Genomic DNA, 13,967 nt, shown 5'->3' on the forward strand with positions numbered 1-13,967 from the left:
CCGCCGTACGACGGCGCCGACTTCGCCGTGTCACTTCCCTGCGTACTTGCGTCGGTTTCGACCGACGCGTCTGGGACACGAGGGGGGCGCCGGTGGGTCAGGTTGTCTGTGGTTGGGCACTTTGTGTGGGGGTCAGGGGAGTGTCAGGTGGGCGGAGATGGTGTGGTGGTCGGTTAGGGGGATTGGGTGGGTGCTGTAGGTGTGGATGGCTATGCGGGGGTCGGTCAGGATGTGGTCGAGGGTCACGCCGGGGATCGGCTTCCAGCCTTTGGCGGGCCAGGTGGGGGTCAGGCCCTGGCCGGTGACGTCGGCGGCGTCCCGGTAGCCGGTGGCGAGCAGGCGTCTCAGGGCGCCGTGGTCCAGGGTGGCGTTGAAGTCGCCGGCCAGGATGCGTATCCCGGCCCGGGGGGTGGCGGGGGGAAGGGCGCGCAGGCCCTGGGCCCAGCAGGGCACCTTGTAGGCGAAGCGGGGGGCGCACGGGTGTACTGACGCCACGTACACATCGGGGCCGCCGGGGATCTTCAGGACGGCATCGGCCTGGCGGAAGTTGCCGTACTCGATGACGGAGCCGGCGTGGAGCGGGAAGCGGGCGTAGATGCCCGAACCCCATGGGCCGTTCGCGGGGCTCCCGGTGCGGTGGGGGAGGAGATCCTCCAGACCGGCCTTCTTCAAGCTCTCCACCGCATCGTGTGTGAGCTCCTGAATCGTCAGGACGTCCGGCTTCAGCCGCCGTGCCAGGCTGACGATCTCCTGTGACGAGGCCGCGCCCACGGCCATGTTGGTGGACATGACCCGGAGCTCCCGCCCGGCGGCCGGGGGATTGCCTTCGGCCAGTGCCCGGGGCAGCACGCACGCGCCCAGCACCGCCGTCACCAGCGCGCTCGCGGCCACGACCTGCCGGCGGCGCAGGAGCAGGGCGGCCAGTGGCACGACGGGCGAGGCGGCGGCGACCAGCGGGGTGAAGGCCACGAGCTGGATCCAGTACAGGCCGAGGTCCCACCCGGTGAGGCGGAGGACGGTCCACGTGGCGAACGGCACGAAGGACAGCCAGGCCAGGACGGTCACCCAGCGCCGCCGCACGGCGGCCGGTTCGTCGATCACGCGGGGATTGTCGCAGGAGGGGTCAAGGGGGCTTGGGGATGAAGGTCGACAGGCCGCGGAGGAGGATGTCGAGGCCCAGGGAGAAGCGGGCGTCGTTGTCGGTGTGGAACAGGTGGTCGGAGAGGGCCACCAGGCTGGGGAAGTGGTCGGGGGGGAGGGACGCGAAGTAGGTCATGAGGGTGGTGCGCATCTCGTCCCAGTTGGCGGCGGCGGAGTCGCGCTGGCGTTCCTCCCACATGCTCTCCTCGTAGGAGAAGCCGTCGATGTAGGTGGCGAGGATGTCGCCTGCGGTGCCCGCGATCTCGTCGGGGAGGCCCGCGGCGCGGAAGATGGCGAAGAGCTTCTCGACGGTGGGGAGCATGGCCGGGGTGAAGGGGACCTGGGCCATGGAGATGCGGGCCATGTCGCGGTGGCGGAGCAGGAGGGCGCGCCAGTCGTGCGCGAAGTCCGTGACCTGCTGCGTCCAGCGTTCGGGGTCGGGGGCGGGGAGCTCGTAGCCCTCGAAAAGCCGCTCGTACATGAGCTGGAGCAGGTCGTCCTTGCCTGAGACGTGGGCGTACAGCGCCGAGACGGCGACGCCGAGCTCCGCGGCGACCTGCCGCATGCTGAGCCCGTCGTAGCCCTCGCGGTCGAGGACGACGTACGCGGCCTCGACGATGCGCTCCTGGGTGAGCGGGACACGGGCGGGGGCGGGCCGCTTGCGGCCACGGTCCCAGGGCGGCGGGGGCGGCGGGATGTCGACCCGGCCGGCCGGGGTGGCGGCGTCGTCCCGGCTGCCGGACGAAGCGTCCTGCCGGGGTTCGGAGGAGCCGTCCGCCTGGTGTCCGGACGGGGAGGTGTCCCGTTCGTGGCGGGGTGGACGGGTCATGCTTCACCGCCCCTCGGGGTCCCTGGTGATGGCTTACTCCGGAGTCTAGTGCGGTGATCCGGGCCCCCGATCCGGCCGAGATCGGGGCCGGAATCGGGAACTCTCTCACCAGTTTCACGATATATCTTGTCTTCTGAGGTCGACGCGACATATCTTAAGAACGCCGCACTTCGCGGCGAACACTGTTCGAGTATAGAACACTGCTAACATTACTGAACACTGTTCTGCCCCGCCTGGCGGACGCCGGCCCGAGGAGCCCCCATGACGACGATCGACACTTCCCTCACGAACGCCCCACCCGGGCCCGCGCCGTACCGATGGCGGTGGGCCGCGCTGTTCGTCATCCTCGCCGCCGAGGTGATGGACATGCTGGACGCCCTGGTCACCAACATCGCGGGACCCACCATCCGCGTCGAGCTCGGGGGCAGCGCGGCCACCATCCAGTGGCTCGGCGCGGCCTACACCTTGTCGATGGCGGTTGGACTGATCACCGGCGGCCGGCTGGGCGACATCTACGGCCGCAAGAGGATGTTCCTGATCGGCGCGATCGGCTTCACCGTCGGCTCGCTGCTGTGCGCCGTGGCCCAGAGCCCGGAGCTGCTGGTCGGCGCGCGGGTCGTGCAGGGCCTGTTCGGCGCGGTGATGCTCCCGCAGGGCCTCGGCATGATCAAGGAGATGTTCCCGCCCAAGGAGATGCAGGCCGCGTTCGGCATGTTCGGCCCGGTCATGGGCCTGTCCTCGGTGGGCGGCCCGGTGCTGGCCGGATGGCTGATCGACGCCGACTTCTTCGGCACCGGCTGGCGCATGATCTTCCTGATCAACATCCCCCTCGGTGCCGCCGCGGTGATCGCGGGCCTGCGCTACCTGCCCGAGTCCCGATCGCCACACCCGCTCAAGCTCGACTTCCCCGGCATGCTTCTGGCGTCCCTGGCGGGCCTGCTGATCGTCTTCCCCCTGGTGCAGGGCCGCGAGCACGACTGGCCGCTGTGGTCGTTCCTGATGATCGCGGGGTCGATCGCGGTGTTCGCGATCTTCGGGTGGTACGAGGCGCGCAAGAGCAGGAGGGGCGGGGACCCGCTGGTGGTACCCAGCCTGTTCCGCAAGCGCGCCTTCACCGGCGGCCTGGTCACCGGCCTGGTGTTCTTCTCCGGCATGATCGGCTTCTCGCTGGTGTTCAACCTGTACACCCAGATCGGCCTCGGCTACTCCACCCTGACGGCGGGCCTGTCCATGGTGCCGTGGTCGCTCGGCATGGTCGTCGGCTTCGGCCTCGCCCAGCCGCTGCAGAAGTACGGCCGCAAGCTGCTGCACGGCGGCACGATCCTCATGGCGCTCGGCGTGCTCGCCATCCTGATCACCCTCAACGTCGCGGGCATCGGGGTCACCCCCTGGCAGCTCGCGCCCGCGCTGCTGGTCACGGGCATCGGCATGGGCATGCTGATGGCGCCGTTCTTCGACATCGTGCTCGCCGGGGTGGAGCAGCACGAGACCGGTTCGGCCTCCGGCACGCTGACCGCCGTCCAGCAGCTCGGCAGCGCCTTCGGCGTCGCGCTGCTCGGCACGGTGTTCTTCGGCCTGCTCGGCGGCAACGTGGCCGCCGCCGCGGACGACGTCACCCCGAAGCTGCGGGCCGACCTGGCCGCGGTGCAGGTGACGGGCGCCAGGCAGGACGCGATCGTGGCCGACCTGCGGGCCTGCGGGCACGACCGCGCGGTCGCCAAGGACCCGGAGCAGGTCCCGGCGTCGTGCGTGCGGCTGGAGCAGTCCGCGCGGGCGGCGGCGACCTCGCCCGAGTCCGGCGCCGCGATCCAGAAGGCCGTCATGACGGCGGGGACGGAGGCCGGCAAGGAGGGCTTCGGCGGCGCGATGAAGACCATCCTGCTGGTGGTGGACGGCATGCTGCTGCTGACCTTCCTGGTGGCCTTCCTGCTGCCCAAGCACGCCCGCGAGGGCGACGCGGCCGGCCACTGAGCGGCACGGGACGGCGTCACCGGCCGGCGGTCACAGGGGTCCGCCGGCCGGTCGCTACGCGAAGGCCGTGAAGGAGGCCAGGCCGGTCGTCCGAGAAACCGGCGTCGAACCTGCCTGCCAGGCCTGTCACGCGGGGGTCCACCGTCCGGTGGGCCCCCGCATCGTCTCTACCACCGCCGCCGTGTGCGGCCCGACCCCGAGGGCTAGCGCCTCCAGCAGGTCGGCCGGGGTGTCCACGTCCCGCCGCATCGACGCCACGCCCGTGAGGGCCAGTTCCTTGGCCCCGCCGCCGAGGTGCCTGGCCCGCGACTCGCCGCCGAAGCGGGGCCGGAACGCCACCCCGGCCCGCACGCCGTAGAAGGTGGTCCCCACCTCGGCGGCGTCCGGCACGAACGCCTGATCGAAGTCGGCCGCCGCCGTCAGCACCACGGAGAGCTCCGCGGGCCGCAGCGCGGGCAGATCCGCCTGGAGCGCCCCCACCGGGTCGCCGGGCGCCAGCCGCACCGCCGCGGCGCCCCCGGCCCGCAGCGCCGCGTTGAGGCCCGCGTCCGGGTCGGGCACCACGTGCGCCCCGAGCGCCGACAGTGCCGCGGCGGGCACGGGATCGGCCGTCACCACCACGACCCTGGCCACGTCCGGGCAGCTCAGAGCCGCTGCGACGGTGTCGCAGGCGACGGCCACGGCGAGCGCGGCACGATGGGGCCCGGCGGCGTCGGCGAGCCGGGTCTTGGCGGCGATCAGCGTCTTCACCGGCACCACGAGGGTCCAGCCACGCCGTACGGCGGCGTCACCATGTAGCTCACCACGCATAGCCTTTAGCATCGCGCCTCGACAGCACGCGGAGCCAACCGGGAGACTGGTGGCGCACGAGGCATGACTGGAGGAGTCAATTGAGCCGCCCCGGACGTCCGTCCATCCCCTTGGAAGCCTTCGTCGTGGTCATCGTGAAGGCGTTTCTCTATCTGTTCTCCAAACGGGACTGGAGGGGACGCGCCAACCTTCCTCGCACCGGCGGTGTGATCGTCGCGGCGAACCACCTTTCCTGGAGCGATCCCCTGCTGCTCGCGCACTTCACCTACGACAACGGTCGCTGGCCGGTGTACCTCGCCAAGTCCGGCGTGTTCGACATCCCGGTCATCGGGTGGATCGTCCGCAACTGCAAGCAGATCCCGGTGTTCCGCGGCAGCACCGACGCGGCCCGCTCGCTGAAGATGGCCGAGGACGCGCTGCGTGAGGGCTCGTGCGTGATCTTCTACCCCGAGGGCACCATCACCCGCGACCCCGAGCTGTGGCCCATGGCCGGCAAGACGGGCGTGGCCCGGCTGGCGCTGATGACCGGCATGCCGGTGATCCCGGTGGCCCACTGGGGCGCGCAGGAGCTGCTGCCGTACGGGAAGAAGGCGCCGAAGCTGCTGCCGCGCAAGACTTTCCACGTCATCGCGGGACCGCCGGTCGACCTGTCGAAGTACGAGGGCCTGCCGCTGCGCGGCAAGGTGCTCAAGGAGGCCACCACCGACATCATGGCCGCCATCACGGCACAGCTGGCCGAGCTGCGCGGCGAGAAGGCGCCGGACGCGCCGTTCGAGCCGGGGGAGAGCCGCGCGGGTTAGCGGCGGCGATCAACAGTCAGCCGGTCGACCTTAGTGAGCGTACGGTGAGCAGATGACCAAGGCCGTCGTTTTCGGAACAGGTTCGTGGGGCACCACTTTCGCGATGATCCTGGCGGAGGCGGGGACCACGACGACGCTGTGGGGACGGCGGGCCGAGGTGGTCGAGGCCATCGACCGCCGGCACGAGAACCCCGAGTACCTGCCGGGCATCCGGCTCCCCGAGTCGCTGCGCGCCACCACCGACCCGGCCCTGGCCATGGAGGGCGCGGACTTCGTGGTCCTCGCCGTGCCGTCCCAGACCCTGCGCGGCAACCTCGCGGCGTGGCGGCCGTACATCCCCGAGGACGCGGTGCTGGTCAGCCTGATGAAAGGCGTCGAGCTGCGCACCTGCCGCCGGATGAGCGAGGTGATTCGCGAGGTCGCGGGCGTGCCGGCCGAGCGGGTCGCGGTGGTCTCCGGCCCCAACCTGGTGGGTGAGCTGATCCGCCACGAGCCGGCCGCCACGGTGGTCGCCGGCGTGGACGAGAAGGTCACCGTGCGCCTCCAGGAGGCTTGCCACCTGCCGTGGTTCCGGGCCTACACCAACCCCGACGTCGTGGGGGTGGAGCTCGGCGGCGCGGTGAAGAACGTCATCGCGCTCGCGGTGGGCGTGGCCGCGGGCATGGGCCTCGGCGACAACGTCCGGGCGATGCTGATGACGCGCGGGCTGGCGGAGATCTCCCGGCTCGGCGCGGCGCTCGGCGCCGACCCCCACACCTTCGCGGGGCTGGCCGGCATGGGCGATCTGGTGGCCACCTGTACTTCCCCGTTGTCCCGGAACCGTACTTTCGGTGAGAATCTGGGCAGAGGGATGACCATGGCCGAGACCATCGCCGCGACGAAGCAGACCGCGGAGGGGGTCAAGTCCTGTGAGTCGGTCCTAGACCTGGCCAGGAAGCACGACATCGAGATGCCGATCACCGAGGTGGTCGTCGGCGTCGTGCACGACGGAATGAGCCCGAGCGAGGCCGCCATGCTGCTCATGTCACGCACACCGAAGCCCGAACGGTACGGAGTGTGAGTCCCTCCCGGCGGATGCGCAGGAGACTCGGCGAGAACACCCGCGCGGTGCACCTGCCGCCCGCCCCCGTGCCGCGCCAGGCCCCCATGGGGCTGCCGGTGTGGCGCAGCGCCGCGTGGAGCTTCGGCAGCTCGGCCGAGTACGGCGACGTGCTCGGCGACCGCGCCCCGGGGTTCGCCTACAGCCGCATCGACAACCCCACCGTGGCGGCGTTCGCCTCAGGGATCGCCTCCCTGGAGGGCGCCGCCGCCCCCGAGGACGTCGCCGGCCAGGCGTTCTCGTCCGGCATGGCGGCGGTGAGCACGGTGCTGCTGACCTTCCTGCGGGCGGGGGCGCACGTGGTGGCCCCGGCGCCGGTGTACGGCGGCACGTACTCGATGTTGTCCAACGTGCTCGGGCGGTTCGGCGTGTCCGTGGACTTCGTCGACTACTCCGACCTGCGGCGGGTGCACGGCACCGTGCGATCCGCCACCAAGATCATCTATGCCGAGACGATGAGCAACCCCACCATGGCGGTCGCCGACATCCGCGGCCTGTACCGCATCGCCAGGGACGCCGGGGCGCTGCTCGTGGTCGACTCGACCTTCGCCACCCCTGTGGTGTGCCGCCCCCTGGAGCACGGCGCCGACCTCGTCGTGCACTCCGCCACCAAGTACATCGGCGGCCACGACGACTGCACCGGCGGGGCCGTGGTCGGCCGTCCCGACCTCATCGCCAAGATCCGCGAGACGCGCATCGACACCGGCGCCACCCTGTCGCCCGACGAGGCGTTCCTGCTGCGCCGCGGCCTGGAGACCCTGCCGCTGCGGGTGCGCCGCATGTGCGCCACCGCGATGGTGTTCGCCGCCGCCGTGGCCAAGCACCCCGCGGTGCGCCGCGTCGACTACCCCGGGCTGCCCGGCCACCCCGGCCACCAGCTCGCCCGCCAGCTGTTCGACTCCGGGCCCGAGGGCACCAGGTTCGGCGCCGTCGTCACGGTCACCCCGCACGGGGGGTACGAGGCCGGGGTCATGCTCGCCGACACCGTGCGGCTGTCCCGCATCGCCACCTCGATCGGCGGCACGCACACCAAGGTGGCCCACGTCGCCTCCACGACCCACCGCCAGCTCGACGAGGCGGCCCTCACGGCTTCCGGCGTGGACGCGGGCGCCGTGCGCTTCTCGGTGGGCCTGGAGGACGCCGAGGACCTCATCGCGGACGTCACCGAGGCCCTCGACGCACTGCGCTCGGGACCCGTCGGACGGAGCTGATCCCGGCCTGACCCGACAACCTGGGACGATGGGTACGCACGGTAGATTCGGTCATCATGAACGAGCAGCATGATTCCCGGCGTCGGGTCCGGGTCGCGGTGGTGTTCGGCGGGCGCAACTCCGAGCACGCGGTCTCCCTCATGGGCGCGGGCAGCGTACTCGCGGCCATCGACCGGTCCAGGTACGAGGTGATCCCGGTCGGTATCGCGACCGACGGCCGGTGGGTGCTGGCGCCCGAGGATCAGAGCTACCAGATCGAGGACGGCGAGCTGCCGATGGTCGCCGGGGCGGGCGCGGCGCTAGCGCTGCCGTCCGGCACCGGCAGGCTGGTCGCGCTGGACGCGGGGCGCATCCCCGCCTCCCTCGGCGAGGTGGACGTGGTCTTCCCCATGCTGCACGGGCCCTTCGGCGAGGACGGCACCATCCAGGGGCTGCTCGAGATGGCGGGCGTGCGGTACGTCGGCTCCGGGGTGCTCGCCAGCGCGGTCGGCATGGACAAGGCGTACATGAAGGCGCTGCTCGCCGCGGCGGGGCTGCCGGTGGGGCCGTACGTGGTGGTGCGGGACCGCGAGTGGCGGCTGGACCGCGAGCGGGTGCTCAAGGACGTCGAGGCGCTCGGCTGGCCGGTGTTCGTCAAGCCGTCCAGGGCCGGGTCCAGCCAGGGCATCTCCCGGGCCGGGGACCTCGCCGAGCTGGTGGCGGCCGTGGAGGCGGCCCGTGAGCACGACCCCAAGGTGCTCGTCGAGGCGGCGATCGAGGGGCGCGAGATCGAGTGCGCGGTGCTGGAGTCGCCCGGGGACGAGCCGCCGGCGGCCAGTCAGCCCGGTGAGGTGCTGGTCAGCGAGGACCACGAGTTCTTCGACTTCTCCGCCAAGTACATCGGGTCGGACATGTCGCTCAAGGTGCCCGCGGACATCCCGGACGGGGTGAGCGAGGAGCTGCGGCAGATGGCGGTGCGGGCGTACGAGGCGCTCGGCTGCGAAGGGCTGTCGCGGGTGGACTTCTTCTACACCCCGTCGGGCAGCCTGATCCTCAACGAGATCAACACCATGCCCGGCTTCACCTCGATGTCGGTGGCGCCGCAGCTGTGGGCCGCGTCCGGGCTGCCGTACGCCGAGCTGGTGGACCGGCTGCTCCAGCTCGCGCTGCAGAGGCCCACGGGGCTGCGCTGACCGTCTCAGCGGCGGTTCCGGCCGGTCTGGCGGGTTCAGCCGCCGAAGGCCGCCTTGATCGGGGCGGCCAGGTCGACCAGCACGCCGGCCGGCTGGTGGCGCGCGGAGATCGTGACCTCGACGTACCCGTCCCTGGCCAGCGCGGTGAACAGCGCGGGCCGGGCCGGGTCGTTGTACCAGGCCACGCCGTCCACCTCGGTCACCTGCTCCTGCGGGTCCATCGCGGCGGGCCTGGGCACGCCGCAGCGCAGCGCGATCTCCGCCTCCCCCCACACCACGACATACGGCGAGGGCGGCTCGGACGGCACCCGCTCGGCGCCGTCAAGGGCGCGCGGCAGGCGACCGGTCAGCGTGCGGCAGGACTGCGCGGTGGCGCCCGCCGGGCTCGGGGGGTCCACCCGGACCGCGCCGCCGCAGCCGGCCAGCACCAGAAGGGCCAGCGCGGCCATCACGACCCGGATCAAGGCTCCCCCCGCAGGACACGACGATCAGATGTGCACGATCGGACATGTAAGGGTACGCGTGATCCCCTCCACCGACTGGATCTGCGCGACCACAAGTTTGCCCAGTTCGTCGACGTTGTTCGCCTCGGCCCGCACGATCACGTCGTACGGTCCTGTGACGTCCTCTGCCTGGGTCACACCGGTGATCGACGCGATCGCTCCGGCGACCTCGGCGGCCTTGCCGACCTCGGTCTGGATAAGGATGTAGGCCTGCACCATCACGTCCTCCCGGGTGGGGCGAGCTGCCATGGTTCAAATCGCCCAATCTAGATCAGTGCGCGAATCGCCACCGTACATGGAACACACCTGGAGGTGTGCTATCACAGTCGCAGATCTTGGCGAATTCGGGATCATTGCACGTATTGTCGGACGCTTGCCACAATCTCCGACTGTATTGCTCGGTCCTGGTGATGACGCGGCGGTGCTGGCTGCTCCCGGCGGACGTGTGGTCGTGACGACTGACCTCCTACTTGAGGGTAGGCACTTCCGGCGCGATTGGTCCAGTGCGTACGACATCGGCCGCAAGGCCGCGGCGCAGAACCTCGCCGACATCGCCGCCATGGGCGCCTCGCCCACGGCCCTCTTCGTCGGGCTGGGGCTCCCGGGGGACCTTCCGGTGGAGTGGCTGGACGGCCTCACCGACGGGTTCCGGGACGAATGCGCGCCGGTCGGGGCGAGTGTAGCCGGTGGGGACATCTCCCGGTCCGAGCAGGTGGTGCTCGGGGTGACCGCGCTCGGCACCCTGGACGACCGGCCTCCCGTCACCCGGGCGGGGGCCCGTCCCGGGGACGTGGTGGCCCTGACCGGGCGGGTGGGGCACGCGGCGGCCGGGCTGGCGCTGCTCCAGGCCGGCCTGCCCGAGGCGTTCCCCGAGCTTTCCGGCGCGCACCGGCGTCCGATGCCTCCGTACGCCCGGGGGCCCGAGGCCGCCGCGCTCGGGGCCACCGCGATGGCCGACGTCAGCGACGGGCTGGTGCAGGACGTGGGGCACATCGCCTCTTCGAGCGGCGTCCTGGTCGAGATGGACGCCGATGCTTTCCCGGTGCCCGCGTCCCTGGCCGCCGCCGGGGAGCGTCTCGGCGAGGACCCGCTGGAGTGGATGCTGACCGGCGGGGACGATCACGCGCTGGTGGCGGCGTTCCCCAGCACGGCCGTTCTCCCCTCGGAGTGGTTGATCGTCGGGCGGGTCGTGGAGGGGGAAGGTGTGCAGGTCAGAGGGCATGCCGGGGCTCAGGGTGGCTGGGATCACTTCCGTTAACAACGCGAAAATTGTGACAAAGAAGTATCAAAGGTGTTATGAAGTGGGGCGCCGAGGTTTCTAGGAGAAAGGCGCTTCATGCGACGGGGACGCCACACGTCATCCCGCGGCCAGGACCGCACCCCCGACCCATCAGGGGTACCGGACCCCGGCGACCAGGTCCTGCCGGAGCTCCCGGACGAAGTGGACTGGTCCATTGCGTACCGCCCCGTGGAGCCCACCCCGGACGGCTCCCCCCGCCGCTCCAGCGCCTGGGACAGAGAGCTCCCGTCCTGGCCCAGCGCGTGGGACGACGCCGCCGACCAGTCCGCCTTCGCCCCGGACGAGCGGGCCGATGTCCCCGGCGACCGGAACGACGCGCCGCCCGGCGTGACCGCCGGGCCGCCCCCGGGGCCGATCGGTATGGCCGCAGAGGTGCCCGGTACGCCGCACGGCCCACTCACCGCCGCACCAGGCACGCCCGCTGAACCGTTCAGGACGCCCGCCGAACCCTTCGGGCCGGCCCCCGAGCCCTTCGGCAGGCCCGGGGAGCCCTTCGGTGGGCCAGCCGAGCCGTTCCGGACGCCCGCTGAGTCGTTCAGCGGGCCCGCTGATTCGTTCGGGACGCCCGCTGAGTCGTTCAGCAGGCCCGCGGAGCCCTTCGGTGGGCCCGCTGCGGCGTTCGGGACGCCCGCTGAGCCGTTCGGCATGGCCGCCGAGCCGTTCGCGGCCCCTGAGCCCTTCGGTACGGCCACCGGGACGCCCGGTGCGGCCACCGGGGCCCTCGCCGCGCCCACCGGCCCTCTCGATATGCCTGCCGAGCTTCTGGGTGCGCCCCCCGAGCCGGTCAGAGCGCCGGTCTGGGCGGAAGGCGCGTCCGGGGGGACCCGCGCGCCCGACGCCCCCGCCTGGGCGGAGGGGCCGATGGCCGAGCCGGCCAAGGTGCCGGCTTGGGCGGACGGGCCGGGCATCGACGCCTGGGAAGGGCCGGACATCAGGCTGGGCAGTGCCCCCGAGCCGGATGACGCGGACGCCGGTGACGGGCCGGAGGGCCGGGACGCCGGGAGGACGCGGTCGCGGAGGGCCAAGGGGGCGCGGCGCGGGCAGGCCAAGGTCTGGCGGGGGAAGCGGCTCGTCGCGATGTGCGCGGTCGCGGTCGTGGCCGCCGTCGGCAGCGTCGTCATCGGGATGCGGCTCGCCTCGGGCCCGCTGACCCTCACCGAGGCACCCGGCTGCGGCCCCGACGAGGTCTGCGCGGCGGTCGCCACGGACAAGCCGAACAACGGCCTGGCGCTGCCCGGCACGGCCGACACCGACCCCCTGGCCACCGAGCCCCCCGCGGCGGACGACCCGGCGACACCGGACGCCAAGGACTCACCCGCCGCCCGGAAGCCGACCAGCCGGCCGACCGCCGTACGGCCCACGCCGCGCGCCAGCCGCACCACCGACCGGCCCCGGCCCACCCAGCGTCCCACCGCCGACCTGGACCCCGTGCCCGACCCCAGCCCCGACACTCCCGACCCCGAGCCGTCCCCCGAGGACACCGACGTCACGTCGCCGAACGACCCGCCGAGCTCCGACCAGCCGTTCGCCACCACCGGCCAGGTGTCCGTCGGCTTCAGCGTGTCCGCCCTGACCGGCACCGGCTACGTCGGCCAGGTCACCATCACCAACACCGGCCGGGCCCTGGACGGCTGGCAGGTACGGTTCCGGGTCGGCGGCGACGTCGTCGGCGCGGACGGCGCCGACTGGGCGCAGGAGGGCCGCACCCTCGTGCTCAGCTCCGCGACGCCTCTCGGCGCGGACGAGAGCCTCGTGGTGACCTTCAGCGCCGAAGGCGACCCCGGTACCCCCGACTCGTGCGAGCTGGCCGACGGCGACTGCCGCTTCCGTGCCGAGTGAGGCGCCCTCGTCCGGTGCTGGTTTCATGGGGGCATGACTCCTCCCCGCGTGCTGACCGTCGCAGGCTCCGACTCCGGGGGAGGCGCGGGCATCCAGGCCGACCTGAAGACCATGCTGGCGCTCGGGGTGCACGGCATGAGCGTCATCGCGGCGGTGACCGCGCAGAACTCCGTCGGCGTGCAGGGGTATTGGGAGCTTCCCCCCGAGGCGGTGCGGGCCCAGCTCGACTCGGTGCTCGGCGACATCGGCGCGCAGGCCGTCAAGACCGGCATGCTGGCCTCGCCGGCGCTGGTCGAGGTGGTGGCGGACGTGCTGGCCGGCGTGGCGGCCCCGGTGGTGGTCGACCCGGTCGGGGTCTCCAAGCACGGTGACCCGCTGCTCGCCCCCGAGGCCGTGCACACGGTCGTCACGCGGCTGCTGCCGGTGGCGACCGTCGTCACGCCCAACCTCTGGGAGGTGGAGCAGCTCACCTCGATCAAGGTGGAGGACGAGGACGGCATGCGCCCGGCCGCCGAGGCGCTGCTGGCCCTCGGCCCCACCTGGGTGCTGATCAAGGGCGGCCACCTCCCGGGCCCGCCGGTCGACCTGCTCACCGACGGCACCGACGAGTTCCGCCTCATCGCCGACCGCCACGACAACCGCCACACCCACGGCACCGGCTGCACCCTCGCCTCGGCCATCGCCTCCCACCTGGCCCTCGGCGACGACGTGCCCACCGCCGTGCGGAAGGCCAAGGAGTACGTCACCGGCGCCATCGCCCACGGCTTCCCCCTCGGGGCGGGCATCGGCCCCGTGGACCACGCCTGGCGCCTGCGCTGAGCCGCGCCTGGAAACGACGACAGCCCGCCCCCTGCGGGGACGGGCTGGGATGCCGTGGGGCGAAGCCTAGCGAGTGATCTTGCCGGCCTTGATGCAGGAGGTGCAGACGTTCAGCCGCTTCGGGGTGCTGCCCACCATGGCACGGACGCGCTGGATGTTGGGGTTCCAGCGGCGCCGGGTGCGGCGGTGCGAGTGGGAGATGTTGTTGCCGAAGATCGGCCCCTTGCCGCAAACGTCGCAGACGGAAGCCACGGTAATCGCTCCTTAGATCAGTCGATCAGCCCGAACCGACATCCGGAGGCGGTGGTCGGGCATGCCGGGACAACCGGCTGGCCGTACGAGGATATCCGAACCCCCCGAGTGCACGCGAAACGGAAGCACCACCGGCGGGGATAGTCTCGTGACACCCACCGTACCGCACCGCCTCCCACCCCCGCTCCCCAAGCCACGGCGCCCGTTCTTGTCGGCAGGTGG

At 72.1% G+C, this 13,967-nt stretch carries 14 protein-coding genes; 8 read left to right on the forward strand and 6 right to left on the reverse strand.

Annotation, left to right across the window (positions count from 1 at the left end; translation table 11 throughout):
* Window positions 1–132: 132 nt before the first annotated feature.
* Window positions 133–1,101 carry an endonuclease/exonuclease/phosphatase family protein gene (locus ACFP1K_RS12850; protein ID WP_380751233.1) on the reverse strand — a complete coding sequence of 323 codons (969 nt, stop codon included), beginning with the start codon at window positions 1,099–1,101 and terminating at the stop codon, window positions 133–135.
* Between the two features lie 22 nt (window positions 1,102–1,123).
* Window positions 1,124–1,969 carry a TetR/AcrR family transcriptional regulator gene (locus tag ACFP1K_RS12855; RefSeq protein ID WP_380751236.1) on the reverse strand — a complete coding sequence of 282 codons (846 nt, stop codon included), beginning with the start codon at window positions 1,967–1,969 and terminating at the stop codon, window positions 1,124–1,126.
* Between the two features lie 261 nt (window positions 1,970–2,230).
* Between ACFP1K_RS12855 and ACFP1K_RS12860 the strand changes: the two genes are divergently transcribed.
* On the forward strand, window positions 2,231–3,940 hold the full coding sequence (locus tag ACFP1K_RS12860) for an MFS transporter (RefSeq protein WP_380751239.1): 1,710 nt from the start codon (window positions 2,231–2,233) through the stop codon (window positions 3,938–3,940).
* Window positions 3,941–4,066: 126 nt separating this feature from the next.
* Here the strand turns inward: ACFP1K_RS12860 and cofC are convergent, their stop codons facing one another.
* Window positions 4,067–4,750, reverse strand: coding sequence for a 2-phospho-L-lactate guanylyltransferase (gene cofC, locus ACFP1K_RS12865; RefSeq protein ID WP_380751242.1), 684 nt, complete (start codon window positions 4,748–4,750; stop codon window positions 4,067–4,069).
* An 80-nt stretch (window positions 4,751–4,830) separates the two neighbouring features.
* Here cofC and ACFP1K_RS12870 point away from each other — a divergent pair, with 80 nt between their 5' ends.
* The 4 genes from ACFP1K_RS12870 to ACFP1K_RS12885 are packed head-to-tail and all read left to right on the forward strand — an operon-like array spanning window position 4,831 to window position 9,032.
* A complete protein-coding gene (locus ACFP1K_RS12870) occupies window positions 4,831–5,550 on the forward strand; it encodes a lysophospholipid acyltransferase family protein (protein WP_380751245.1) in 720 nt (239 codons plus the stop codon).
* Window positions 5,551–5,602: 52 nt separating this feature from the next.
* On the forward strand, window positions 5,603–6,610 hold the full coding sequence (locus ACFP1K_RS12875; protein WP_380751248.1) for an NAD(P)H-dependent glycerol-3-phosphate dehydrogenase: 1,008 nt from the start codon (window positions 5,603–5,605) through the stop codon (window positions 6,608–6,610).
* Window positions 6,611–6,624: 14 nt separating this feature from the next.
* On the forward strand, window positions 6,625–7,860 hold the full coding sequence (locus ACFP1K_RS12880; protein ID WP_380751561.1) for a trans-sulfuration enzyme family protein: 1,236 nt from the start codon (window positions 6,625–6,627) through the stop codon (window positions 7,858–7,860).
* Between the two features lie 56 nt (window positions 7,861–7,916).
* On the forward strand, window positions 7,917–9,032 hold the full coding sequence (locus ACFP1K_RS12885) for a D-alanine--D-alanine ligase family protein (protein ID WP_380751251.1): 1,116 nt from the start codon (window positions 7,917–7,919) through the stop codon (window positions 9,030–9,032).
* A 35-nt stretch (window positions 9,033–9,067) separates the two neighbouring features.
* Here ACFP1K_RS12885 and ACFP1K_RS12890 read toward each other — a convergent pair whose 3' ends face one another.
* A complete protein-coding gene (locus ACFP1K_RS12890; RefSeq protein ID WP_380751254.1) occupies window positions 9,068–9,496 on the reverse strand; it encodes a DUF3515 family protein in 429 nt (142 codons plus the stop codon).
* A gap of 24 nt (window positions 9,497–9,520) precedes the next feature.
* Window positions 9,521–9,754: an Lrp/AsnC family transcriptional regulator gene (locus ACFP1K_RS12895; protein ID WP_380751257.1), complete on the reverse strand. Its 234-nt coding sequence runs from the start codon at window positions 9,752–9,754 to the stop codon at window positions 9,521–9,523.
* 76 nt (window positions 9,755–9,830) lie between these two features.
* On the opposite strand from ACFP1K_RS12895, the gene ACFP1K_RS12900 reads away from it, so the two are divergent.
* From ACFP1K_RS12900 to thiD, 3 genes are all read left to right on the forward strand, one after another.
* Entirely contained in the window at window positions 9,831–10,793 is a 963-nt protein-coding gene (locus ACFP1K_RS12900; RefSeq protein ID WP_380751564.1) for a thiamine-phosphate kinase, read from the forward strand.
* 78 nt (window positions 10,794–10,871) lie between these two features.
* Window positions 10,872–12,674: a hypothetical protein gene (locus ACFP1K_RS12905; protein WP_380751260.1), complete on the forward strand. Its 1,803-nt coding sequence runs from the start codon at window positions 10,872–10,874 to the stop codon at window positions 12,672–12,674.
* A gap of 33 nt (window positions 12,675–12,707) precedes the next feature.
* The gene (gene thiD, locus ACFP1K_RS12910) at window positions 12,708–13,493 is read left to right on the forward strand and encodes a bifunctional hydroxymethylpyrimidine kinase/phosphomethylpyrimidine kinase (RefSeq protein ID WP_380751263.1); all 786 of its coding nucleotides are present in this window, start codon (window positions 12,708–12,710) and stop codon (window positions 13,491–13,493) included.
* Window positions 13,494–13,559: 66 nt separating this feature from the next.
* On the opposite strand, the gene rpmB is transcribed toward thiD, so the two are convergent.
* On the reverse strand, window positions 13,560–13,745 hold the full coding sequence (gene rpmB / locus ACFP1K_RS12915) for a 50S ribosomal protein L28 (protein WP_184985553.1): 186 nt from the start codon (window positions 13,743–13,745) through the stop codon (window positions 13,560–13,562).
* Between the last annotated feature and the right edge of the window lie 222 nt (window positions 13,746–13,967).

Source organism: Sphaerisporangium aureirubrum (genome assembly GCF_042658925.1).
Lineage (GTDB): Bacteria > Actinomycetota > Actinomycetes > Streptosporangiales > Streptosporangiaceae > Sphaerisporangium > Sphaerisporangium aureirubrum.

Coding starts and splice junctions, on each gene's coding strand:
- cofC (WP_380751242.1), bottom strand. CDS start 4,750: ATGCGTGGTGAGCTACATGGTGACGCCGCCGTACGGCGTGGCTGGACC.
- ACFP1K_RS12900 (WP_380751564.1), top strand. CDS start 9,831: ATGGAACACACCTGGAGGTGTGCTATCACAGTCGCAGATCTTGGCGAA.
- ACFP1K_RS12885 (WP_380751251.1), top strand. CDS start 7,917: ATGAACGAGCAGCATGATTCCCGGCGTCGGGTCCGGGTCGCGGTGGTG.
- ACFP1K_RS12875 (WP_380751248.1), top strand. CDS start 5,603: ATGACCAAGGCCGTCGTTTTCGGAACAGGTTCGTGGGGCACCACTTTC.
- thiD (WP_380751263.1), top strand. CDS start 12,708: ATGACTCCTCCCCGCGTGCTGACCGTCGCAGGCTCCGACTCCGGGGGA.
- ACFP1K_RS12860 (WP_380751239.1), top strand. CDS start 2,231: ATGACGACGATCGACACTTCCCTCACGAACGCCCCACCCGGGCCCGCG.
- ACFP1K_RS12905 (WP_380751260.1), top strand. CDS start 10,872: ATGCGACGGGGACGCCACACGTCATCCCGCGGCCAGGACCGCACCCCC.
- ACFP1K_RS12880 (WP_380751561.1), top strand. CDS start 6,625: ATGCGCAGGAGACTCGGCGAGAACACCCGCGCGGTGCACCTGCCGCCC.
- ACFP1K_RS12895 (WP_380751257.1), bottom strand. CDS start 9,754: ATGGTGCAGGCCTACATCCTTATCCAGACCGAGGTCGGCAAGGCCGCC.
- ACFP1K_RS12855 (WP_380751236.1), bottom strand. CDS start 1,969: ATGACCCGTCCACCCCGCCACGAACGGGACACCTCCCCGTCCGGACAC.